Raw genomic sequence first — 22091 nt, 5'->3', positions numbered from 1 at the left:
GTGTGTCAGTACTCGGTGGTTTTTGCTAATGATTTAAAAACCTGGCTGTTCTCCGGGCTGGTGGTGCTTCGCCAGTGGATAACGCCAGGGGTGGTAGCCAGCTCAAACGGCTCGTCGGCGTGCGCGCGATTCAGAATTCGCGCCGCGCGCCAGGCCATCAGGCTGAGCTGGGGTTCGGCAATGCCGAGACGGTGCATCCCGGCATTCACGGCAAACAGGCGGTTGCTCTGCGGACCGTCCCATTCGAGGGTGAAATCGTTGTTGATGCAGAAGGCTTCGTCCGTATCCAGATGCAGGCGGTGAGACAGCGGCGCCAGGAACGCAGGCTGCACGGCGCGATAGCCGGTGGCAAAGATCGTCACGTCGCTCTCCAGCTGCTCGCGGCCGCCATCGAGGTGATGCTGTATGCTCAGGCGCTGGCCGTTTTCCAGGCGCGTCAGGGCTGTCACCGAGCGGGACGGCATCAGGTGCGCCCAGGGTTTTTCACGCAGTACTTCGAAGCGATGGTACATGGCGCGGTAAATCGCCAGCAGTGACTCGGTGGTGATGCCGTCGGAGGTCATCTTCTGCTCGTGCAGCATCTGACGACGCGCCTCTTCACCGAGCGTGGAGAAGCTGTCCACGTACTCCGGCGTGAAATACTCGTTAGCAAAGGCGGCTTCATCCAGCGCGTTGTAGTTGTTGCGGCGCGAGACCCAGTTCAGGCTCAGCGGCTGGCCCCATTCGCCACGGAAAATATTCAGGAACAGGTCGGCGCCGCTCTGGCCGCCGCCGACGACGGTGACGCGCTTGCCCGTAAGATCCGGCGTGCGCAGCATCATCTCGCTGGCGTGGAAGCAGGTATCGTCCTGCACGGTGACGCAGTCCGGCAGGTTGATCTGCTTACCGATCCCTACGCAGACGTGGCGCGCCAGGAAGCGGTCGCGCTGGGTCACCACCTCAAACAGGCCGCTTTTCTCATCAAAGCTCACCTGCTGCACCTGCTGGCTAAAGGACAGGTTGGTGAGGTTGTCCGCCGCCCAGCACAGGTAATCGGCAAACTCTTCCCGCGAAACGGTGCGCTGTTCGGTGGTCAGGAAGCGGTAAAACTTTTTACGCTGCACCAGGTAGTTCAGGAAGCTGTGGCGGTTGGTCGGCTCCACGGCGCTGACCAGATCCTTCAGGAAGCTGGTCTGCATGTGGCAGTCCGGCACCATCATCCCCGGGTGCCAGGAGAAGTGCGGTTTACGCTCAAGAAACAGCGAGCTAAAGCCGTCCAGCCCTTCCGCCAGCGCGGCGATGCTGAGGTTAAACGGGCCGATACCAATGCCGATGAAATCATAGGTTTTCATTGCGCTGACTCCCGGGAGGCCAGAAAAAGAGGGTTATCAAGGTCGGTGACGTAGTTCGGCAGCATGCGGCTGCCGCCGTCGTGTTCGGAGAAGGTCAGTTTGACCGGGTTGAGGATCACGCGAATAATTTGCGGCTTAAACAGGTCGAACTTCGCGAAGCGATCGGCAAGCTCGGGGTGCGCGGCCATATAGCGGTGCAGAACCCCGGCGAGGATCTGATAGAAACGCGTTTCGCTGACGCCGCTTTGCAGCGTGAGGCGTGAGATAAAACGCAGCACCGTCACAAAGTTGCCGGTTTGCAGATCGTGAATGATGTAATCCGCGCTCAGGCGCGCCGTGACGCCCTTCACCTGTTCCGGCAGGCTCTGGGCCTGCGGGAAATCTTCATCCACAAGACGCATATCGCCCTGAAAATCCTTCAGCAGGATGCGCTGCGGGACGTAATTCTTCATTACAAGCGTCACGTTCTGGCCGTGGGCGATCAGCGCCACGCCGTAGCGGCAGAGCAGGTGATAGAACGGGATCACCGATGCCTCAAACAGTTTTTCCAGCCATGCGTCGGCGCTTAACCCGGAGCGACTGATCCACGCGTCGATCAGCGCACACCCGGCGTTGTCGGTTTCCATTAGCGCCGCCAGCAGCACCGCCTGTTCGCCGTCCTGCAGATAGCAGGACGGGTTCTCGCGCCAGATCACGCCCAGCATCTCCTGATAGCGATAGGGTGCTTTCGGCAGCGCCGCATAGCCCGGGTGCGAGAGATACCCTGCAGCGGGCTCACCCAGGACCTGCGCGCCAGAGCGGGCAAGCGTGGCGTCGCTGGCGAACTGCTGCTGCAGCCAGCGCGAGGCCAGCGGCCCGGCGGCAATGTATTTGCCCGGAATACCGCGATAGCAGGAGGTGTTGTAGATTGTCAGCGGGAGCTTGATGTCAAACGGCGCGCGACGGCTGGCGTTGGTGAGCGTGCGCAGGGACTGCTGCGCCAGGTACTCATCGCCAAACTCGCCCAGCTCAACCATCTCACCGCGCGCCAGCTGCGCCAGGAAATGAATGGCGATCTTCTGCTGCCATTGCCACGGGTGAAGCGGCACCGGCAGCCAGCTCTCGTCGAGACCCAGCGCCTGCCAGCGGGCGTCAAAGCGGGCGCGCTCCGCGTTGTCCATGGCGCTGGCCAGCAGGGCGCTGATATCGCAATCGGCGTCGCTGCTCCAGACCAGATGCTCCCGCTGAACGGCAACCCAGTGCAGACGAAAACGTCCGCGATACTCCGGTGCGTACTGACGCAGCGCGTCCAGGCCCCAGCCGCGGCGGCCTTTGTTGAAAATAAACTTCGGGTGACCGCGCATCAGGCACTGTAATTCGTCCGGGTCGAGGTGGATCAGCGCGTCCGCGTCCAGCGCTTCACGCGCCTGCAGCAGCTGTATGTCGCCGCGCAGCGTGGCGTAGAGATCTTCCATGTGCTCCGCCGTCTGCGCGTCGCTCATCTCCAGCACCTTCGCCAGCTGCAGCAGCGCGCGCTCCGCCTCCACGGCGGCACCGCTGGCGGTGGTCAGGCTGTCCGGGTCGATATGCAACCAGCCCCAGATCCCGCGCGTGGCGCTAAACTGCCAGGACTCGTTGCCCATGGTGATGCGCCAGGCGTCAGACGCAAGCGGCTCGGCGCGCAGGGTGCGTTCATACTCCAGCTCGGCGAGGATCTTCGCCACCATCTCGCGGTTCACTTTTTCCCAGAGCGCGTTCACAGGCCCACCTCGCTGAAGAAGCGGTGACGCTGGCTCATAATGAGGCGCGAGCGTTTATGCGGGAAGTCGAACTCTTTCACCGTGTCGAAACCAGCAGAGTCCAGATGGCGGAACAGGCGCTGGTTGTCGAAGCGTGGCTCGGCAACAATCCGCGTGGTGCGCGGTTCATCCAGATACAGGTAGTGGCTCAGACCGCGCAGCCAGCTGCGGATATACTGCGCACCGCGCCAGTTTTCTTCGCCCACCAGCATGTGTAGCCCGCGGTCAAACGGCTGCCAGCGGTAGTGGCGGCCAATGCGGTCTTCCGCCGCCCAGTAGAGTTCAAAATAGCCGAACGGCTGGTCGTCGAAGCAGCCGATAACCGGGTAGCAGTAGGTCGAGTCGAGCTGACGGCGCAGGTAGTTTTCCTGCTCGGCCTGCGGGCCCGCCATCTCCCAGAAGGCGTTCACGCGCGGGTTGTTCATCCAGCGGGTAAAACGTTCGCCGTCCAGCGCGACGTCGGCCACGCGGAAGCTGAGGGTGCGCTTAATTTGCGGATCGTAACGGCGATAAACTTCGCCCTGCGGGCGGTGAGGGCGCAGCGGGAAGTACAGTTGACGGCTCTCGTCAAACTGCATTCCGCCGCTTGCCTGATGCCGTTCGCCTTTCAGCCACAGCGGCAACTGCCAGAAGGCATTGCGCGCCAGATAATCACCCTGGGCCAGGCCAAACAGCGCCTGCGCCTGGGGTTCATCCTGCCAGTCCGCCCACGGTAACGTAATGCCGGTCAGCGCGGGGGCGGCCACAAACAGCTGATCCAGAGCTTCCATCAACCAGCCGTCTGGGATCCCCTTCAGACGCTCCAGCACCGCGCTGCCGTCGAGACCCAACGCCAGCGGCAGGGGGCGATCCGTTGCGGTGCAGTGAAAGCCGTAGCCGGAATGGACGATATTCGCGATAGCCATCACGCATTCTCCTTGTAGAACGGGTTGCTAAAGTCGAAATAGATCACCGCCGGATCGGCGATGGTGTTTTCATTGCGATCGTGCAGGTAGCAGAAGAAGTTGCCTTTGCAGTTCCAGGTCGGGCTGTCGAGCACGTAGTCGAGGCAGCGGGTCTGCTTCGCCGTGCTGCGCAGTTCCGCCAGCGCGTCGCGCACCCGGGACATCAGGCTCTCCTCGCTGTCAAAACCGGCGGCAGCAAGGGCGGCGGTAACGGCAAGGGTAGAGTTCAGCAGCAGGTAGTAAGGGAAGTAGCGCAGCAGCTGGCTCTCGCCAAAGCGGTTTTCCACCTCAGTTTCGCCAGCTTCTTTCAGCCACGCGTCGGCGCTTTCGGTCCACGCGCTGCCCTGGCAGTCGCGATAGATCAGCCCGACCGGGAAATCCTGCTGCATCTCAACGAGGATATTTTGCTGGTGCGCCAACAGAACCAGACCGTAGTCCGCTTCGGCGCTGAACAGCGGAAGCAATACGCGGTCGCAGTAGGCGTCCAGCCAGCAGCGGGCGGCCTGAGCGAGCGGTAAATCAAGACGCTGGCTCAGACGGCGCACCGCCGCAGCGAGCAGGCTGTCACCGCCGTCCGGCGCGGCCTGCGTCAGGCTCACCAGCACGTTGGTCTGGGTGGCTGGCGTATCGAACAGCAGATTAACGCGCAGGGCCATCAGGCTCTCTTCCTGAATGACGCCGCTGTCATCGCGCAGTCCCGCCCAGCCGTCTTCCTGCATCACACGCATGGTCGGGTAGCGCGCCTGTAATTCCTGCCAGCGTTCCGTTTTTGCCAGACGCGCCAGGCGCATGCCGCGCTTCACCTCTTTCACAGACAGCGTGCGCACGGAGTTGGTCAGGCGCACGCTGAGGGAGAACTTAATCATGTCGCTGTTGGTCTCGCTGTACAGCGAGCGGGAGGAGCTGGTGGGCAGCCACTGTGCGCCCGCTTCCCCCAGATCCTGCAGTGAACCGTCTTCCGCCAGACGCTGGCACCATTCCTGCTCCAGCAGATAGTCGGCCTGCCACGGGTGCATCGGCAGCAGCCAGCGGGTGTCGGTGAAGTGGCCGAGCAGCTCGGGCGCGCTCTGGGCCGCAAAGCGCAGCAGACGTTCACGCAGGGAGACGTTCAGGCTGTCGCCGGCAACGAGCGTGCTCTCAACGGCAAACCAGCGCAGCGGGAAGCGGGAGGCGAAATCTGGCAGGTAGCGACGCGCCTCGGTTTCGTTGAACGGCTCGTGCGACTTCGGTGCCGGATGAAACGCATGGCCGACCAGCAGCGCCTGTTCCGCGTCGGGAAACGTCAGCGGCTTATCGCGCAGGGTTGCCCAGCCGTGGCGTAAATCAATCGCCTGCCAGGTGTGGGCATGGCTTTCGAGAACGCGCTGCTTAAAACGCGCCAGCGTATCGGCATCCAGTGAGCCTTTTACGGACGGTTTTTCAAGAATTAAATCAACCAGTTGAGAGAATGTGACGGCGTCACTGCGGTCGCTGTTGCTCTGAATAAGCGTTGCCGGGAAACGGTACTGATGATGCTGGGTGGGAGAGAAATAGCGTACCGGCACCCGAAGCGCCTGGGTTTGGGAAAGCGGGATATGGATCTCAGATAGCGCATCCGCATCGGTAGCGGAGTGATAGCGCCAGTCCTTCGTTTCGCGCAACAGGGCGTTTAAAAAACACTGGGCTGCAACGTCTGTACCGGCGGCGCGGAGCAGAGCACGCATAGATGTACCTCATTCCATGATTGATAATAATTCTCGTTATGATATTCATTCTGTTTACAGTCGCAACCATTTTTGCAATATTTGTTTTCATAAACTTCATAATTTCCACACATTTATTGACACTATGTTCACATTCTCATGCGCGCTGACTCTGAAACCTTGACGGAAAACGTCACCTCAAAAGCTAACTGGCCCCTGGCGCTATCTGCGGGTTTACTGGGCATCGGGCAAAACGGTTTGCTGGTGATGCTCCCGCAGCTGGTCACCCTGACTGGGCTGTCACTCTCGGTCTGGGCCGGGCTGTTGATGTTTGGATCCATGCTCTTTTTACCGGCATCACCCTGGTGGGGGCGTCAGAGCGAGCGGAAGGGGTGTAAGTCCGTCATGCTGGCCTCACTAAGCGGCTATCTGGCCAGTTTTGTTGTGATGGCGCTGGTGGTCTGGGCGATGGCGGCCGGAAGGCTGGATACGGTCTGGGGGCTGGCGGGGCTTATATTCTCGCGCCTGCTCTACGGACTGACGGTCTCGGGGCTGGTGCCTGCGGCCCAGACGTGGGCGATTCAGCGTGCGGGACTGGAGAAAAGAATGGCGGCGCTGGCGACGATCAGCTCCGGCCTCAGCTGCGGGCGTTTGCTCGGCCCACCGCTGGCGGCGCTGATGCTCAGCGTTAATCCGGTGGCGCCGCTCTGGCTGATGGCGGTTGCGCCGCTTATCGCTCTGCTGCTGGTGCTTCGCGAAGTCGCTGACCCGCCGCTGCCACCGGTAGCCCACCAGGCAACCCGCCTGCAGGCCTCCATGCTGCCGTTCCTGCTGCTGGCGCTGCTGCTGGCGGCGCTGGTGAGCCTGATGCAGATTGGCCTGTCACCGCATCTTAGCCCGTTGCTGGACGGTAACGCTCGGGAGATCAGCCATCATGTCGCGCTCCTGCTGAGCCTGGCCGCGCTGGCCACGCTCGCGGCACAGTTTCTGGTGGTCCGCCCGCAGCATTTCAGCCCAGTGACATTGCTCTGCATCGCGGCGGTGCTGATGGTGGCAGGGCTTGGGCTGATGTCTGTTGCCGGTTTGATGTTGTTCTACGTGGGGATTGTTATCACGTCACTCGGGGCGGCGATGGCCACGCCGGGCTACCAGCTTCTGCTGAACGATCGGCTGACCACGGGGAAAGGCGCGGGCGTCATCGCCACTAGCCACACGTTAGGCTACGGCGTCAGCGCACTGATGGTGCCGGTCGTGACGCGCTTTTACGGGGAGCAGGCTTTAATGGTGGCCGCATGGGGAATGGCAGTGCTGTTTTTAGCCCTGAGCATAGGGGGATGGTCAACTGAGCGTACCCCTGCTGAAAAAGCTTAATGGACCTGGCGGGAGGAATGCCCGCCAGACCCCTCATTCTGCCGCAGGCGCTGAAGCGGATCCTGCTGATAAAACTGGCAGAAACGTTGCCACAGAGCCGGGAAACGGGGCGCGAAGAGCTCTGGCGCGCTGAAGAAATACTCGGAGAGCACCGCAAAGCACTCAGCGGGGTCGGTTGCCGCATAGGCGTCAATGCTGGCCGCGCTCTCGCCCACAAGGTCTATTTCATCCTGGATGTTATCCATCGCCGCGTGCAGGTCGTGCTCCCAGCCCGCGACCTCGCGAAGCGGGATCAGCGGAACGCCGCTGGCGCGATCGCCGTTGCGGGTATCCAGTTTGTGCGCCACCTCATGGATAATCAGATTAAAACCGGAGGCGTCGAACGAGTCCTGAATATCGAGCCAGTTGAGGATTATCGGCCCTTGCTGCCAGCTTTGTCCGGACTGCACCACGCGCTGGTTATGCACCAGCCCGATGTCGTCCTGCCATTCGTCATCCACCACGAACGGCGCGGGATAGATAAGCACTTCGTGGAAACCGTCCAGCCACTCAATGCCGAGTGCAAGCACCGGCAGACAGAACAGCAGGGCGATGCGGGCGTTTTTCAGGGGATCGAGTTCAAACCCCTGCAGTGGCACCAGGCGTTTTTGCTGCAAAAAACGATCCGCCAGTTGAACCAGTTTCGATTGTTCATCCGGGGTTAGATTAGCCAGAACAGGGATCGTAAGCGCGTCATCCCATGGCAGCGCCACATCCCGGCCAGCCTCATTCGTTTTCCAGGGCCACTTTATCATCGCTTTGCTCGCAAACTCGTCACTTGAACAAAAATGGGAAAGTCAGGTTCGGTTAAGATGCCAGAAAATCGCTCACTGCGACAAATCCAGCCTGAATAAACTATCATTTCGTACGTAGCGGTGGGTAGCGGTTTGCGGGCATCACCTTCATTTTGTGAAGTCTGTCGTGGCCTTTATCCGCAGGTGGGGTGAATTAATCAGTGCGGTATTGAAAAGATGAGCGATTTCAAAGGTAACAAGCAGGACCTGCCCAGTCGGCTGTGTGTGCACTGCCAGCGGCCCATGACGTGGCGCAAGAAATGGGCGAAATGCTGGAATGAGGTTAAATACTGTTCTGAGCGTTGCCGCAGGAGCCACCGTTGACCGAGCTGCGTCTGATCCTGGGCGATCAGCTTAATCCGCATCACAGCTGGTTTGATACCTGCAGTCCGAACGTCATTTACGTGATGCTGGAACTCCGGGCAGAAACCGCCTATGTGCTTCATCACGCCCAGAAAGTTATCGCTATCTTCGCCGCCATGCGGGCGTTTGCCTCTGCGTTAAAAGAGAAGGGGCATCGGGTGAGGTATGTCCGGCTCTCTGATGGCTCAAACCGCGGCGCGCTGGAAGACAATCTCAACGCGCTTGTCGCGCATTACGGCGCGGACAGGGTGATATGGCAGGAGCCCGACGAATGGCGTCTTGATACGCAGCTGCAGGCGTGGGCGAAGACGGTCTCCGTTGAAACGGCCTGCGTCAGTAGCGAGCATTTTTTCACCACTCGGGAACAGGTCAGCGCGTTATTTGCGTCACGCAAAAGCTGGCGAATGGAGTACTTTTATCGGGAAATGCGTCGTCAGCACGGCGTCCTGTTAACCTCTGAAGGCGAGCCGGAAGGGGGGAAATGGAATTTCGATGCTGAAAACCGCAAGCGCTGGTCCGGCGAGCCTCCCGCGCCGGTGGACGCGCGTCCCTGCCACGATCGTTCCGCCTTATGGGCGGAGATCCAACGCTGCGGCGTAAAGACCTTTGGCGAACCGCAGGCCGACAATTTTCGCTGGCCGCTCAACCGTGCGGAAGCCAAAGCCAGGCTGGATGATTTTATCGCGCACGTGCTCCCGCAGTTTGGAAACTGGCAGGACGCGATGCACGCGGAGGAACCTTTTCTTTTCCACTCGTTAATTTCATTCGCGCTGAACGCTAAATTGCTTAATCCGCGGGAAGTGGTCGCGGCCGCCCAGCAGGCGTGGCGTTCGGGCCACGCGCCGCTGCCTGCCGTTGAAGGGTTTATCCGACAAATTCTCGGCTGGCGGGAGTATGTGCGCGGGATCTACTGGTCGCAGATGCCGGGCTATCGGGAGCTGAATGCCTTAGACCAGCACGCCCCGCTGCCGGACTGGTTCTGGACGGGCAAGACGCAGATGCGCTGCCTGGCGCATGCCGTTGGGCAGTCGCTCACCGAGGCTTACGCCCACCATATCCAGCGCCTGATGGTCATTGGAAACTTTAGCCTGCTCAGCGGCCTGTCGCCGCAGGCGGTCCATGAATGGTATCTGGGAGTCTATATTGATGCCTTTGAGTGGGTGGAGCTGCCCAACACCCTCGGCATGAGCCAGTTTGGCGATGGCGGGTTACTGGCCAGTAAACCCTACGTATCGAGCGCGTCATATATTCATAAGATGAGTAATTACTGTCAGGGGTGCCGGTATCAACACAACCAGCGTACCGGCGAACAGGCGTGCCCCTTCAATGCCCTTTACTGGGACTTCTTTGCGCGCAATAAGGCGCGTCTCGGTAACAATCCCCGCCTGGGCATTGTCTTTAAACAGCTAGCGGACATGACGGAAGAGGATCGGCAGGCCATTGCAGACCGCGCCGGGTACATCCGCCTGCATCTCAACGACCTCTGATCGGTATTTCAACGCCTGGGCGGTTGCGGCAGGTCAATAAGACGCTATTATTTTTGACTTTGTTGCGTATTCCCTGACAGGACATCCAGACGCTATGCCCGTGAATTTTGACCTGAACGATCTTTATGCTTTCAGAGCGTTAGTGGAATACGGTAACTTCCGTGTCGCCGCTGAATCTATCTGTTTATCCCAGTCGGCGCTGAGCCGCAGGATTGAAAAGCTGGAAGCCGCGCTGGGAAACAGGCTGTTCGATCGCACCACCCGCCGCGTGGCGCTGACGCTCTACGGACAAAACTTTGCCGAGCGCTCCGCACAGTTGCTCGACAGCGTTGAGTCAATGCTCGCGGATGTCGATAAGGCCAGCGAAGAGCGGACGGGGCTGATCACGGTTGCCACGGTACCTTCCGCGGCCTGTTACTTTATGCCTGACGTGATCCGGCGTTTTCAGTCTCGCTATCCGCGTGTTCGCATTAAGCTCATCGACAGCAGCGCGGGCAATGTGATTGACGCCGTGGCCCGCAGCCAGGCGGATTTTGGTATCTGCTTTGCAGGAAACCTGCCGTCTGAAATCGAATTTTTCCCGCTGGTGGAGGATGTCTACGTCGCGGCGTGCAGAAAGGATCATCCTCTGGCGCAGAAGAGTCACCTGACATGGAAGACGTTCTACCAGCAGGATTATATCTCCCTCGATAAAACGTCAGGCAACCGCAATCTGCTCGACCGGATGCTGGGGGATATCGTTCCCGAGCGGCCCAGCGTCTGCGAAACACGTCACGTTACCACAATGCTCGGTATGGTTGAGGCGGGGATCGGCATCGCTGCCGTTCCCGCCATGTCAATGCCGACCTCAGAGCACACGCTGTTGACGCATCTGCCGCTGATGGCGCCGGAAGTGAAACGCACCGTGGGGCTTATCCGGCGCCGGGGGCGCATCCAGTCTTATATTGCGGCTGAACTGGAAAAGCAGATCACCGAGCAGTATCGCCGGACGTAACGGGGATCATCCCCGTCTCCGTAATGACGGCCCTTGAGGGCGGTGAGGCGAGATAGGTCAACAGCACTTTCCCCTCCCCGGGATGTTCTGCATGGCGGGTAACCGCGCCCGCGAAGCGCGTGATGTATTGCACATTGTCAGGGATTTTCCCGACAAAGGTGACGCCCTGAACCGGCAACAGCTCGCTAACCTGCTGGAAACCGAGGGTGTATTTTCCTTTGGCCACTTCTGAGGCGACCGGAATACGCTCGACCTTTGTCGCTTTACCCGCCACCTCTTTTTCTATTCCCAGCTTTTTGAATAAAGCCTGGCTGACGTACCTGCCGCTGGCGCTGTCAGAGTAGGCGATGGAGCTGGCCTGCAGCAGCGTTTCACGCAGTTTCGCGTCGCTGCTGATATCAGGTACTTTCGCTCCTTTTTTTACCACCATGCCAACGGGAGAATCCGCGAGTTCCGTTCGCGAACCCGGCTGGGTCTGGCTGGCCTTTTCGAGCTTCTCCAGCGCATCGCCCACCATAATCACCACGTCGGCCTTCTCGCCGCGCGCCAGTCGGTTTGGGATCGCCTGCGGCGTATTGCCCATTGAGGGACCGGGGATGATCACAATTTTATCCCCGGTCCGGTGTTCATATTCCGGGGCCAGCTTTTCAAGGGCGGCTTTAAAACCGCCTGAGATCATCACCTTCACGTCCTGGGCAAAGGCATTGACGCTCAGGAACGTCAGCACCAGCGCGCTGGTGGTATAGCGATAAGTGCGTTTCATATTGTCCCCTCTGACTTGACGGTGTTTTGCAGCGATACCGCGCGGCGGCGGTAGAGGTAGAGCGTCGCCAGCAGGGCACATACCGCGGCGAAGCTCATCCAGTAGCCCGGCGAGGCTTTGTCGCCGGTGTATTCAATCAGCGCGGTGGACATGACCGGGGTAAAGCCGCCAAAGACCGCCGTTGCCAGGCTGTAAGCCAGCGAGAAGCCCGCCACGCGCACTTCAGCCGGCATAATTTCCGTCAGCGCCGGGATCATTGCGCCGTTATAGAGGCCGTAGAGGAAGGAGAGCCACAGCAGCACGCTCAGCATCATCGAGAAGCTGGGCGCGTTCGCCAGCAGCGTCAGGGCCGGGTAGCTGGTCGCCAGCGCCAGCAGGGTCATGGCAATCAGCACCGGCTTGCGGCCGAAACGGTCCGACAGGGCACCGCCCACCGGCAGCCAGATGAAGTTAGAGATCGCCACCAGCAGCGTGACCAGCAGACTGTCTGACGCGCTCAGCATCAGCACCTTTTTGCCAAAGGTGGGGGCGTAGACGGTGATCAGATAGAACGCGGTGGTGGTCATCGCCACCATCAGCATGCCCGCGACCACCACCTGCCAGTTGCCAAGCAGCGTTTTAAAGACCTGACGCATCTTAAGATGATGGCGACGCGCGCTGAACTCTTCCGTCTCTTCCAGCTTGCGGCGCAGGAAGAAGATAAACGGCACGATTAAACAGCCGAACAGGAACGGGATGCGCCAGCCCCATTCGCGGATGGCGCTCTCTTCCAGCATCGCGTTCAGCGCAAAGCCCATTGCGGCGGCGACCATAATGGCGACCTGCTGGCTACCGGACTGCCAGCTGGTGTAAAAACCCTTGCGGCCCGGCGTGGCGATTTCAGCCAGATAGACCGACACGCCCCCAAGCTCCGCGCCGGCGGAAAAGCCCTGCAGCAGACGGCCCGTCAGCACCAGCAGCGGTGCCCACAGACCGATGCTTTGATAAGACGGAATAAGCACGATCAGGAAGGTCCCCGCCGCCATGATGGACAGCGTGACAATCAGCCCCTTTCTGCGCCCCACCTTGTCGATATACGCGCCAAGCACAATTGCCCCGATTGGACGCATCAAAAAGCCCGCGCCGAAGACGGCGAAGGTCATCATCAGCGACGCAAATTCACTGCTCGCCGGGAAGAACGTGTGGGCGATGTAGGTGGCATAGAAGCCGAACAGAAAGAAATCGAATTGCTCAAGAAAGTTGCCGGACGTGACGCGAAGTATCGCGCCCGCTTTCGACCGTACGGTTGCAGGTGAGGTTGAGGAAAACATGGTTATCTCCAGTTTATTGTTGACGTTTTACGCGTCTGTTTCTGAAAACTGGATCAGGATGAGGAATTAGATAAGCGCAAATGCCGCATCGACTGATGCATTTCTTGCATGAATATAATTCGGCAGATAAATACAATTAATGGCAACAATAACTTAACAAACCGTTGGCTTTTTATTCACCAGTAATCTGTAAGTCTCTGATATTGCGATTTTGTGATGTGGCGCAGAGGCGCATTTCAGAATGCGCCGGGTAACCGCTTCATTACCCGGCGGATGCATTTTAGCGCAGCGCCCTGGCAATCGCGCTAAACATCAGAGAAGCTTCCAGCGGCTGGGCGCTGAAGGACGGCTCCGCCTGCGGCCAGGTAGACCACTGGACGATGACCAGATTTTCCTTCGGGTTCACCACGATCATCTGCCCGAAAATGCCCAGCGCCCACAGCGAACCTTTTAGCGAATCCTGTGCCGTTGGCTCTACGCCCGTGGCGTTCGCGGGCACTTCATTGTTCCACCACTGAAAGCCGTACAGCCCCTCGGGATGGGCGTCTGATACCGAGCCTTTGGCCTTCGTCCAGTCTGACGACTGCCGGATCCAGTTTTCCGGCAGGATGGTCTTACCGTTCGGCAGCCTACCGTTGTTCAGGATAAATTGCCCGAAGCGTCCCCAGTCCTCCAGCGTGGCGTTAAAGCCGTGCGCGCCGACGTCGTGCTGGCCTTTGCTGTAGGCATGCCACACGCCGTCGCTCGCCATGCCGTAAGGCTGCCAGATGCTTTTCTCCAGATAGGCTGCGAGCGTCATGCCGGTGGCCCGCTCCAGCACGTCACCCAGCAGCCAGGCGCCACCCGAAGAGTAAGACCAGTTCTCTCCGGCCGGGTGTGCCCTGCGCAGCCCCTTCACCAGCTTGCGCACGCAGTCATAGGTACCCGGCTTCGCCTCGCACTCGGTGAGCTGCGCAAAGTCGGAGTGGGGGTTGGTGTAATCCTCGTTCCAGGCCACGCCGGAGGTATGGGTGATCAGCTGTCTGAGCGTCACGCCATCCCACGCGGTACCTTTCAGGTCGGGTTCATAACGCGTGATCCGATCGTCAAGCGAGTGGATCTTTCCCTCTTTGAGGGCCACGCCCACCAGCGCCGATACCACCGATTTCCCAACCGAGCGTGAGGTCCAGAGCGTCGAGTCGGTATTGCCCTCTCCAAGATACTTCCAGGCGATTTTGCCGTCCTTCAGCACCAGCATGCCGCTGACGTTCTGGCGCTGAAGGTACTCCTGAAGGCCGTAGCGCCTGCCGTTGACCTGATAGTGTGCGTCCGTGAGCGGCTTGTCCGACATTTGCAGCGGCACGGCGTTACCGTGGCGGAAACGATCCCCGGCGTAGTTGCGGTAGACATTGCGAAAGCCCACCACGCGATCGGCCTGGCTCCAGGTGAGCATTTTATGGGGGTCAGGCAGCGTGGTGTCGAAGGGGGCTGGGCAGGCGCTGAGGTCGGTGCCTTTACAGGCCGCCACTGCCGCAGGGGAGATCAGGGTGCTGAAGACAAGGCCCGCCAGCAGGGCATGGTTTACTTTTCTGTTTTTCATATCCGTCTCTTACAGGTTAGGAACGGCTTCAGTTTAAAAACCCCGGGGCTATAATAAAAAACGCGTAGCGGGGGAAAATCCCCCCAAAAAACAGAAGGAGCGTAGCGTGGCGGGACTGATTTACTCTTTTGCACAGCTCGAGGCATTTACTGCCGTGGCCGAGAACGGGAGCCTGAGTAAAGCCGCGGTGGCGCTGAAGAAGGACCGAACGACGCTTCGCGATCTGGTTGATTTTCTTGAGGATGGGTTAGGCTACGCGCTGTTTATTCGCGACGGCCGCACCCTGCGGCTCACGCCCGAAGGGGAGCAGCTTCAGCGCCAGGCGCACCTGCTGATGCGGCAGGTAAAAGCCTTTGAGGCGTTTGCCAGAGAGGTGCCGCACGGTGCCACGCAGGACCTGACGCTGGTCTACGATCCTTTTACGCCCAGAGCCTTTCTGCACGGGGTGATTGCTGAAATGGCGGTGCGAAAAATCCGCCTGAGCCTTATTTGCGCCTCGCGGGATGAATCGGAACGGCTGCTGGCGAACAACGACGCGGATCTCGCCATCTGCCAGGCACGCAACCGCAGCGTGGGCAATGATATGGAGTGGCGCGCCCTGGGTGCCATCGATATGGATTTTTATGCCGCCAGCGGGCTGTTTGCTGACCGTTCTTCGCCTCTGTCGCTGCTCGATCTCTCCCTGGTGCCCCAGGTCGTCATGCACCCCGCCTCGGACGAGCCGGTGGCGCGCCGCCTGCAGATTTCCGGGCATACCCTCTTTACCAATGAACCGGAGATGCTGCGCGGTTTGCTGGAGCGCGGCTGCGGCTGGGGATTCTTACCGACGCATTTTCACGCCGGGCAGTGGCAAAACGTAAAAAGGCTGCACACCGAAGTGGGCAGCCAGGGGATTGGTCAGACGATGGTCACCATCTGGAAGCCGGGGAGCGACAAGCGCAGCACGATCGCTGAAACGCTGTCGCTCTTGCCGGACGTATGGAAGCACTCAGCGCTGTGAACAGCCTTTACACTGCTGGTTCTGGATCTGCTGGAAGAAATCGTTGCCTTTGTCATCCACCAGGATAAACGCCGGGAAGTTCTCGACTTCAATTTTCCAGATGGCTTCCATGCCCAGCTCAGGATACGCGACGCACTCCAGGCTCTTAATGCTGTTTTCCGCCAGCACCGCCGCCGGGCCGCCGATGCTGCCCAGGTAGAAGCCGCCGTGCTTATGGCAGGCGTCCGTCACCTGCTGGCTGCGGTTACCTTTTGCCAGCATGATCATGCTCGCGCCGTGGGATTGCAGTAAGTCCACATACGAATCCATGCGCCCTGCAGTGGTTGGACCGAGTGAGCCAGACGCGTAGCCTTCCGGCGTTTTGGCCGGGCCCGCGTAGTAAATCGGATGATCTTTGACGTACTGCGGCAGTTCTTCACCGTTGTCGATCAGCTCTTTCAGCTTCGCGTGGGCGATGTCGCGCGCCACGATGATGGTTCCGTTCAGCGACAGGCGGGTAGAGACCGGGTGCGCAGAAAGCTGCGCCAGGATCTCATTCATCGGCTTGTTCAGGTTGATGCTGACCACGTCGCCTTCGCCCTGCTGGCGCAGCGATTCAGGAATGTACTGGCCCGGGTTGTGCTCCAGCTTCTCAATCCAGATCCCGTCGCGGTTGATTTTCGCTTTGATGTTGCGGTCCGCGGAGCAGGAAACCCCCATGCCAATAGGGCAGGACGCGCCGTGGCGCGGCAGGCGGATCACGCGGATGTCGTGGGCGAAGTATTTACCGCCAAACTGCGCGCCGAGACCGAGGTTCTGTGCTTCCTGGAGCAGCTCCTGTTCCAGTTGAACATCGCGGAACGCCTGGCCGTGTTCGTTGCCTTCCGTTGGCAGCGCGTCGTAGTAGCGCGTGGAAGCCAGCTTCACGGTTTTCAGCGTGGCTTCCGCCGAGGTTCCGCCGATAACAAAGGCAATGTGGTACGGCGGGCAGGCTGCGGTACCCAGGGTACGCATCTTCTCAACCAGGTAATTTTTCAGCTTAGCCGGGGTGATCAGCGCTTTGGTTTCCTGGTAGAGATAGGTTTTGTTGGCAGAGCCGCCGCCTTTCGCCATGCACAGGAATTTGTACTCGTCGCCGTCCACGCTGTAGAGATCGATCTGCGCGGGCAGGTTGGTACCGGTATTCACTTCTTTATACATATCCAGCGCCGCATTCTGGGAGTAGCGCAGGTTGTCTTCAATGTAGGTGTTATACACGCCCTGGCTCAGGGCCGCTTCGTCACCGCCGCCAGTCCAGACGCGCTGGCCTTTTTTACCCATGATGATCGCGGTGCCGGTATCCTGGCAGGTCGGCAGCACGCCTTTGGCCGCGATTTCGGAGTTGCGCAGGAACTGCAGGGCAACGTACTTATCGTTCTGGCTGGCTTCCGGGTCGTTGAGGATGGCGGCAACCTGCTTCTGGTGGGAAGGACGCAGCATAAATGCGGCGTCGTGGAAGGCCTGCTGGGCCAGCAGGGTCAGCGCTTCCGGCTCCACTTTCAGGATTTCCTGGCCTTCGAACTCGGCAACGGAGACGTGCTCTTTGGTCAGCAGGTAGTATTCGGTGTCGTCATGCGCAAGAGGGAAGGGGTTCTGGTAGATAAACGGTTTGTTTGACATAGCTTGCTCCACAAAAATAAAACCGCCGGAGGAAGGCCCCGGCGGTCAGAAATCAGAACATCATGGACATCCACGGATAGCCAATCAGCAGCAGGGCCGCCAGGAAGATGGCACCGAAGATGGTGCCGAGGCGCCAGTAGTCTTTGGTTGGCAGGTAGCCGCTACCGTAGTAGATCGGGCTTGGGCCAGTACCGTACGGGGTGATGATCCCCATCACGCCCAGCGAGGTCACCATCAGCAGAACGAACACTTCCATATTCATGCCCGGAATGGTGGAGGCGATGGTCAGCATCGCTGGCAGCAGCGCCGTGGTGTGCGCGGTGGTGCTGGCAAACAGGTAGTGCAGCAGGTAGAACGCCAGCAGCAGGACGATGGTCGCCACGCCCGGAGAGATACCGCTCATTAACAGACCGCCTTCTTTACCCAGCCAGCTGATAAAGCCGGTAGAGGAGAGGCCGTCCGCCAGCGCAACCAGGGTGGCGAACCAGACGAAGGTGTTCCACGCGGCTTTGTTACCGGTGATATCGTTCCACTCCAGCACGCCGGTCCACAGCATCAGGCCGACGATGAGCAGGGCAGCCATAGCGGGTTCAATCCACGCGGCGGCGAAGATCCACATCAGCAGCGCACAGCATACGAACACCAGCAGCAGGATTTCATTGCGGGACAGTTTGCCCAGTTTTTCCAGCTCACGGGTCGCCCACAGCGGCACTTCGTTGTTCACCTTCACTTCTGGCGGGTAGAACCAGTAGGCCAGCAGCGGCATGGCCAGAATCAGCAGGATACCCAGCGGCAGGAAGGCGAGGAACCAGGTACCCCAGGAGATATCGATCCCAACCGTACTTTTCACCAGCGCCAGCGCCAGCAGGTTCGGCGCGAGGGCGGAGAGGAACATTGAACTGGTGATACAGGCCGCGGTGATCGCCACCCACATCAGGTACGAACCAATTTTACGCGCGCTTGGGTCGTTCGGTTTAGAACCGTACAGCGGCGGCAGGTTAGCGATAATCGGGTAGATGGTCCCGCCGCTGCGCGCGGTGTTGGACGGGGTGAACGGTGCCAGCAGCAGGTCAGCAAACGTAATCGCGTAACCGAGCGTCAGGCTGCGACGGCCGAGGTATTTCACCAGAATCAGCGCCAGACGGCGGCCGAAGCGGGTTTTGTCATAGCCTGCGGCGAACATGAAGGCACCGAAAATCAGCCAGACGGTCGAGTTACCAAACCCGCTCACCGCCCACTTAAAGGAGGCGCCTGCCAGCTTGAATTTCGGATCAGCCAGCTGTTCAGGACTGAACAGCACCCACTGGCTGCACAGGGCAATGGCGACCACGCCGGTCAGACCGATCACCGCACCCGGCAGCGGTTCGAAGATCAAACCGACGATCACGCCAACGAAGATAGCGAAATAGTGCCATGCGTAAGGAGGCAGACCTTCCGGTACCGGAACAAACAGCAGCAGTACGGCGACGATGACGGGCAGTGCCATCATCAGCAGACGTTTTGCGTTTCCATTTGATGCCTGGTTCGCCACAGGGGGCGTTACAGCAGTTTTTGTATTCATAGTTTCACGTCTTAAGTTGTCAAAGATTCGGTCGTACTGAAAAAACAAAATCACTTTCTTAAGTTTCTTTGCTTTTTTTAGTTATTAAAGGTGCGGTTTTGTATTTTCAGTAATAGCAATTCAACGCTTTTATGGTGGCGCTAAATTAAAAAATGATGATGTTTTTATATTGCGCTTTTGGATGCCATAACTATTGATCGCGATCAAAAAAACAGAATTGCAGAGTTATTTTTATGCTTTTATTAATAACCACTCAGGCGTATGTGGGTATTACCTGTTTTATTGGTTTGTTTTATCATTTTCGTAACATCTATTTTTTCTTTGTTTTGTATCTTATTGTTTTTAATGATTTTGCAAGCGTTATAGAAATTGGTTTTACCAATTTTTATTTAACGAATTTTAAATTATTGTGAATGACTGAATTACATTCGCTAACACCAATGTGTTATTTGTGTTATTGCAGGGATTAAATAGTTTTTTAACTAACGTAATAACTTTAGAAACTAAAAAAATCATTATATTAATATCATGACATCGGCAAATAACGACGAACTAAAAACTAATCCGATAACGAATTCTTAATTTTTTAAAAGTTTGGAGTTTCTAATATGAGCACTAACGAACGTATTCTTAGCCCCTTCACATTACCGAATGGCACTGAACTGAAAAACCGTTTGTTAATGGCCCCTATGACCACCTGCACCGGCTATTACGACGGCACCGTTACCAGTGAACTGGTGGAGTACTATCGTGCCCGTTCCGGCAGTATCGGCACCATCATTGTGGAGTGCTGCTTCGTCGACGATCTCGGTCTGGCCTTCCCGGGCGCGATCGGGATTGATAATGATGAGAAAATTGCCGGGCTGGCGAAAATCGCGGAGGCGATTAAATCCAAAGGCTCTAAGGCTCTGCTGCAGATCTACCACGGCGGCCGCATGGTTGACCCGAAACTGATCGGTGGCCGTACGCCGGTTGGCCCAAGCGCCGTTGCCGCGCCGCGTGAGGGCGCAGCAACGCCAGTGGCGCTGACTGGCGAAGAAGTCGATGGCATGATCGGCAAGTTTGGTGAAGCGGTGCGCCGCGCCATCCAGGCCGGCTTCGACGGCGTGGAAATCCACGGGGCAAACACCTATCTGATTCAGCAATTCTATTCGCCAAACTCTAACCAGCGTGACGACGAGTGGGGCGGCAGCCGCGATAATCGCGCGAAGTTCCCGCTGGCGGTTCTGGATATCACCCACAAAATGGTGCGCCAGTACGCGGACGACGCTTTTATTATTGGCTACCGCTTCTCCCCCGAAGAGCTGGAAGTGCCGGGCATCCGCTTTGAAGACACCATGTACCTGCTGGAAAAACTGGCGGCGCGCGGCGTGGATTACCTGCACTTCTCCGTCGGCGCGACCCTGCGTCCTTCCATTGTCGACACCCAGGACCCAACGCCGCTTATCGAAAAATACTGCGCGATGCGTTCTGAAACGCTGGCGCAGGTTCCGGTCATGGGCGTGGGTGGCGTGGTGAATGCCGCCGATGCCAATGAAGCGCTGGAACACGGTTACGACCTGATTGCCGTGGGCCGTGCCACCATCGCCTATCCGGACTGGACCGACCGCATCGCGGCCGGGGAAACGCTGGAGCTGTTTATGGACAGCACCCAGCGCGAGGCGCTGAACATTCCTGAACCGCTGTGGCGCTTCTCGCTGGTGGAAGCGATGATCCGCGACATGAGCATGGGCGAATCAAAATTCAAACCGGGCATGTTCACCGAGAAGGTGCAGGACGACGCGAACGAGCTGGTGATTAACGTCAGCCTGGAGACTGACCGCATTGCGGACATCGAGCTGGCGTCTGGCCCGAGCGAAGACGTTGAGTTCGTCACCAGCTTTGAAGAGATCCGCACCCGCATTCTGGATGCCAATACCCCGCATGTGGATGCCATCACCGGCGCAACCAGCCAGAGTGAAGCGGTGAAGAAAGCGGTCTCTAAAGCGATGCTGAAATCCAGCAAAGCACGGGCAGCGGAAGAGGGCGTTGACCCGAACGAAACCCGCAGCGTGGACGTGGTGGTTGTCGGCAGCGGCGGCGCCGGTCTGGCGGCGGCGATTCAGGCTCACGACGAAGGCGCGAGCGTGCTGATTGTTGAGAAAATGCCAACCATCGGCGGGAACACCATTAAAGCCTCTGCCGGGATGAACGCCGCCGAAACCCGCTTCCAGCGCGTGAAGGGCATTCAGGACAGCAAAGAGCTGTTCTACCAGGAAAGCCTGAAAGGTGGCGGCAACAAGAACAACCCTGAACTGCTGCGCCGCTTCGTCGAGAACGCGCCGCAGGCAATTGAGTGGCTGGCAACCCGCGGCATCATGCTGAACGACATCACCACCACCGGCGGGATGAGCATCGACCGTACTCACCGTCCAAAAGACGGTTCTGCGGTGGGCGGTTACCTGATTAGCGGCCTGGTGCGTAACGTCAACAAACGCAACATCGAGGTGATGCTGGATACTTCCGTCAGCGACATTCTCTTCGAAAACGGTGAAGTCACCGGCGTGCGCCTGACCACCGAAGAGAATGAAACCATCACCGTGGCAGCGAAAAGCGTGATTGTGGCAACCGGCGGCTTCAGCGCTAACAGCCAGATGGTCGTGAAATACCGTCCGGATCTGGAAGGTTTCGTCACCACCAACCATAAAGGGGCGACCGGTGGCGGTATCGCGCTGCTGGAGCGTATCGGGGCTGGCACTGTCGATATGGGCGAGATTCAAATTCACCCGACCGTAGAGCAGAAAACCTCGTACCTGATTTCCGAATCCATCCGCGGGGGCGGGGCGATTCTGGTCAATCAGAAAGGGGAACGCTTCTACAACGAAATGTCGACCCGCGATAAAGTCTCGGCGTCAATCATCGCCCTGCCGGAGAAATACGCTTACATCGTCTTTGACGAGCATGTACGCGCCAAAAACAAAGCCGCGGATGAGTACATTGCCAAAGGCTTCGTGACCAGCGCCAGCTCGCCGAAAGCCCTGGCGGAAGCGCTCGGCATGGATTACCACGCTTTCCTGGCGACCCTGGAACGTTATAACGGTTTCGTTGAAAAACAGCATGATGACGACTTTGGTCGTACCACCGCGCTGCGTGCGCCCATCAATGAAGGGCCATTCTACGCCATTCAGATTGCGCCGGGCGTGCACCACACCATGGGCGGCGTGACCATCAACACCGAAACCTGCGTGCTGGACAGCAACCACAACGTGCTGCCAGGCGCGTTTGCAGCCGGTGAAGTGGTCGGCGGGATCCACGGTGCTAACCGTATCGGCGGTAACGCGGTGGCAGATATCATTATTTTTGGTACCCTTGCAGGACATCAGGCGGCTCTGCGTTCGAAAATGAGGTAAGGCTCCTGCTTCCCAGGCCGGATACGCGCAGCGTTATCCGGCATTTTCCCCGGCGGCGCGGTGCCAGC

The 22091-nt window shown here is 58.7% G+C and carries 16 protein-coding genes; 6 read left to right on the top strand and 10 right to left on the bottom strand.

Features of this window, described 5'->3' with window-relative positions:
- Window positions 1-5 precede the first annotated feature (5 nt).
- Genes ACMGGU_RS13085 through ACMGGU_RS13070 form a run of 4 tightly spaced genes read right to left on the bottom strand, consistent with a single transcriptional unit; the run spans window position 6 to window position 5756 of the window.
- The gene (locus ACMGGU_RS13085; RefSeq protein WP_223539215.1) at window positions 6-1331 is read right to left on the bottom strand and encodes a lysine N(6)-hydroxylase/L-ornithine N(5)-oxygenase family protein; all 1326 of its coding nucleotides are present in this window, start codon (window positions 1329-1331) and stop codon (window positions 6-8) included.
- Window positions 1328-3070 (bottom strand): aerobactin synthase IucC, encoded by a 1743-nt coding sequence (gene iucC, locus ACMGGU_RS13080; RefSeq protein WP_420300636.1) that lies wholly within the window; start codon window positions 3068-3070, stop codon window positions 1328-1330. The genes ACMGGU_RS13085 and iucC overlap by 4 nt, the downstream gene beginning before the upstream one ends.
- Entirely contained in the window at window positions 3067-4014 is a 948-nt protein-coding gene (locus ACMGGU_RS13075; protein ID WP_262808468.1) for a GNAT family N-acetyltransferase, read from the bottom strand. The genes iucC and ACMGGU_RS13075 overlap by 4 nt, the downstream gene beginning before the upstream one ends.
- The gene (locus tag ACMGGU_RS13070; protein WP_420300635.1) at window positions 4014-5756 is read right to left on the bottom strand and encodes an IucA/IucC family protein; all 1743 of its coding nucleotides are present in this window, start codon (window positions 5754-5756) and stop codon (window positions 4014-4016) included. The genes ACMGGU_RS13075 and ACMGGU_RS13070 overlap by 1 nt, the downstream gene beginning before the upstream one ends.
- A gap of 138 nt (window positions 5757-5894) precedes the next feature.
- Here ACMGGU_RS13070 and ACMGGU_RS13065 point away from each other — a divergent pair, with 138 nt between their 5' ends.
- On the top strand, window positions 5895-7106 hold the full coding sequence (locus ACMGGU_RS13065; protein WP_420300634.1) for an MFS transporter: 1212 nt from the start codon (window positions 5895-5897) through the stop codon (window positions 7104-7106).
- On the opposite strand, the gene mtfA is transcribed toward ACMGGU_RS13065, so the two are convergent.
- Window positions 7103-7900: a DgsA anti-repressor MtfA gene (gene mtfA / locus ACMGGU_RS13060; RefSeq protein ID WP_223539213.1), complete on the bottom strand. Its 798-nt coding sequence runs from the start codon at window positions 7898-7900 to the stop codon at window positions 7103-7105. The genes ACMGGU_RS13065 and mtfA overlap by 4 nt on opposite strands.
- A 216-nt stretch (window positions 7901-8116) precedes the next feature.
- Here mtfA and ACMGGU_RS13055 point away from each other — a divergent pair, with 216 nt between their 5' ends.
- The 3 genes from ACMGGU_RS13055 (at window position 8117) to ACMGGU_RS13045 (ending at window position 10783) form a co-directional block, all read left to right on the top strand.
- On the top strand, window positions 8117-8263 hold the full coding sequence (locus tag ACMGGU_RS13055) for a DUF2256 domain-containing protein (protein ID WP_071530926.1): 147 nt from the start codon (window positions 8117-8119) through the stop codon (window positions 8261-8263).
- On the top strand, window positions 8260-9789 hold the full coding sequence (locus ACMGGU_RS13050; RefSeq protein WP_420300633.1) for a cryptochrome/photolyase family protein: 1530 nt from the start codon (window positions 8260-8262) through the stop codon (window positions 9787-9789). Before ACMGGU_RS13055 ends, ACMGGU_RS13050 begins: the two co-directional genes overlap by 4 nt.
- Before the next feature lie 94 nt (window positions 9790-9883).
- Window positions 9884-10783: a LysR family transcriptional regulator gene (locus ACMGGU_RS13045; protein WP_045908141.1), complete on the top strand. Its 900-nt coding sequence runs from the start codon at window positions 9884-9886 to the stop codon at window positions 10781-10783.
- On the opposite strand, the gene ACMGGU_RS13040 is transcribed toward ACMGGU_RS13045, so the two are convergent.
- The 3 genes from ACMGGU_RS13040 to ACMGGU_RS13030 form a co-directional block, all read right to left on the bottom strand.
- Window positions 10758-11546 carry a substrate-binding domain-containing protein gene (locus ACMGGU_RS13040; RefSeq protein ID WP_420300632.1) on the bottom strand — a complete coding sequence of 263 codons (789 nt, stop codon included), beginning with the start codon at window positions 11544-11546 and terminating at the stop codon, window positions 10758-10760. The genes ACMGGU_RS13045 and ACMGGU_RS13040 overlap by 26 nt on opposite strands.
- Window positions 11543-12856: an MFS transporter gene (locus ACMGGU_RS13035; protein WP_420300631.1), complete on the bottom strand. Its 1314-nt coding sequence runs from the start codon at window positions 12854-12856 to the stop codon at window positions 11543-11545. The genes ACMGGU_RS13040 and ACMGGU_RS13035 overlap by 4 nt, the downstream gene beginning before the upstream one ends.
- Window positions 12857-13136: 280 nt before the next feature.
- Window positions 13137-14435, bottom strand: a complete 1299-nt coding sequence (locus ACMGGU_RS13030; protein ID WP_420300630.1) for a serine hydrolase domain-containing protein — start codon at window positions 14433-14435, stop codon at window positions 13137-13139.
- A gap of 106 nt (window positions 14436-14541) precedes the next feature.
- Here ACMGGU_RS13030 and ACMGGU_RS13025 point away from each other — a divergent pair, with 106 nt between their 5' ends.
- Window positions 14542-15435 carry a LysR family transcriptional regulator gene (locus tag ACMGGU_RS13025; RefSeq protein ID WP_048029380.1) on the top strand — a complete coding sequence of 298 codons (894 nt, stop codon included), beginning with the start codon at window positions 14542-14544 and terminating at the stop codon, window positions 15433-15435.
- Here ACMGGU_RS13025 and fumA read toward each other — a convergent pair.
- Both fumA and ACMGGU_RS13015 read right to left on the bottom strand, forming a co-directional pair.
- The gene (gene fumA / locus ACMGGU_RS13020) at window positions 15424-17073 is read right to left on the bottom strand and encodes a class I fumarate hydratase FumA (RefSeq protein WP_420300629.1); all 1650 of its coding nucleotides are present in this window, start codon (window positions 17071-17073) and stop codon (window positions 15424-15426) included. The genes ACMGGU_RS13025 and fumA overlap by 12 nt on opposite strands.
- 52 nt (window positions 17074-17125) lie before the next feature.
- Window positions 17126-18634 (bottom strand): anion permease, encoded by a 1509-nt coding sequence (locus tag ACMGGU_RS13015; protein WP_008500292.1) that lies wholly within the window; start codon window positions 18632-18634, stop codon window positions 17126-17128.
- A 608-nt stretch (window positions 18635-19242) separates the two neighbouring features.
- Here ACMGGU_RS13015 and ACMGGU_RS13010 point away from each other — a divergent pair.
- Complete coding sequence (locus tag ACMGGU_RS13010) at window positions 19243-22023, top strand: flavocytochrome c (RefSeq protein WP_420300628.1); 2781 nt, start codon at window positions 19243-19245, stop codon at window positions 22021-22023.
- Window positions 22024-22091: the final 68 nt, after the last annotated feature.

Origin of the sequence: Enterobacter sp. BNK-8 (genome assembly GCF_048685095.1) — a bacterium.
Taxonomy (GTDB): Bacteria; Pseudomonadota; Gammaproteobacteria; order Enterobacterales; family Enterobacteriaceae; genus Enterobacter; species Enterobacter quasiroggenkampii.
This window is presented reverse-complemented; position numbering and strand designations above follow the sequence as displayed.

What these genes read in the sequence shown, in the direction of transcription:
- ACMGGU_RS13070 (WP_420300635.1), bottom strand. Translation starts at nt 5,756, where the DNA reads ATGCGTGCTCTGCTCCGCGCCGCCGGTACAGACGTTGCAGCCCAGTGT.
- ACMGGU_RS13040 (WP_420300632.1), bottom strand. Translation starts at nt 11,546, where the DNA reads ATGAAACGCACTTATCGCTATACCACCAGCGCGCTGGTGCTGACGTTC.
- ACMGGU_RS13010 (WP_420300628.1), top strand. Translation starts at nt 19,243, where the DNA reads ATGAGCACTAACGAACGTATTCTTAGCCCCTTCACATTACCGAATGGC.
- ACMGGU_RS13015 (WP_008500292.1), bottom strand. Translation starts at nt 18,634, where the DNA reads ATGAATACAAAAACTGCTGTAACGCCCCCTGTGGCGAACCAGGCATCA.
- ACMGGU_RS13065 (WP_420300634.1), top strand. Translation starts at nt 5,895, where the DNA reads ATGCGCGCTGACTCTGAAACCTTGACGGAAAACGTCACCTCAAAAGCT.
- ACMGGU_RS13030 (WP_420300630.1), bottom strand. Translation starts at nt 14,435, where the DNA reads ATGAAAAACAGAAAAGTAAACCATGCCCTGCTGGCGGGCCTTGTCTTC.
- fumA (WP_420300629.1), bottom strand. Translation starts at nt 17,073, where the DNA reads ATGTCAAACAAACCGTTTATCTACCAGAACCCCTTCCCTCTTGCGCAT.
- ACMGGU_RS13085 (WP_223539215.1), bottom strand. Translation starts at nt 1,331, where the DNA reads ATGAAAACCTATGATTTCATCGGCATTGGTATCGGCCCGTTTAACCTC.
- ACMGGU_RS13045 (WP_045908141.1), top strand. Translation starts at nt 9,884, where the DNA reads ATGCCCGTGAATTTTGACCTGAACGATCTTTATGCTTTCAGAGCGTTA.
- ACMGGU_RS13055 (WP_071530926.1), top strand. Translation starts at nt 8,117, where the DNA reads ATGAGCGATTTCAAAGGTAACAAGCAGGACCTGCCCAGTCGGCTGTGT.
- mtfA (WP_223539213.1), bottom strand. Translation starts at nt 7,900, where the DNA reads ATGATAAAGTGGCCCTGGAAAACGAATGAGGCTGGCCGGGATGTGGCG.
- ACMGGU_RS13035 (WP_420300631.1), bottom strand. Translation starts at nt 12,856, where the DNA reads ATGTTTTCCTCAACCTCACCTGCAACCGTACGGTCGAAAGCGGGCGCG.
- ACMGGU_RS13075 (WP_262808468.1), bottom strand. Translation starts at nt 4,014, where the DNA reads ATGGCTATCGCGAATATCGTCCATTCCGGCTACGGCTTTCACTGCACC.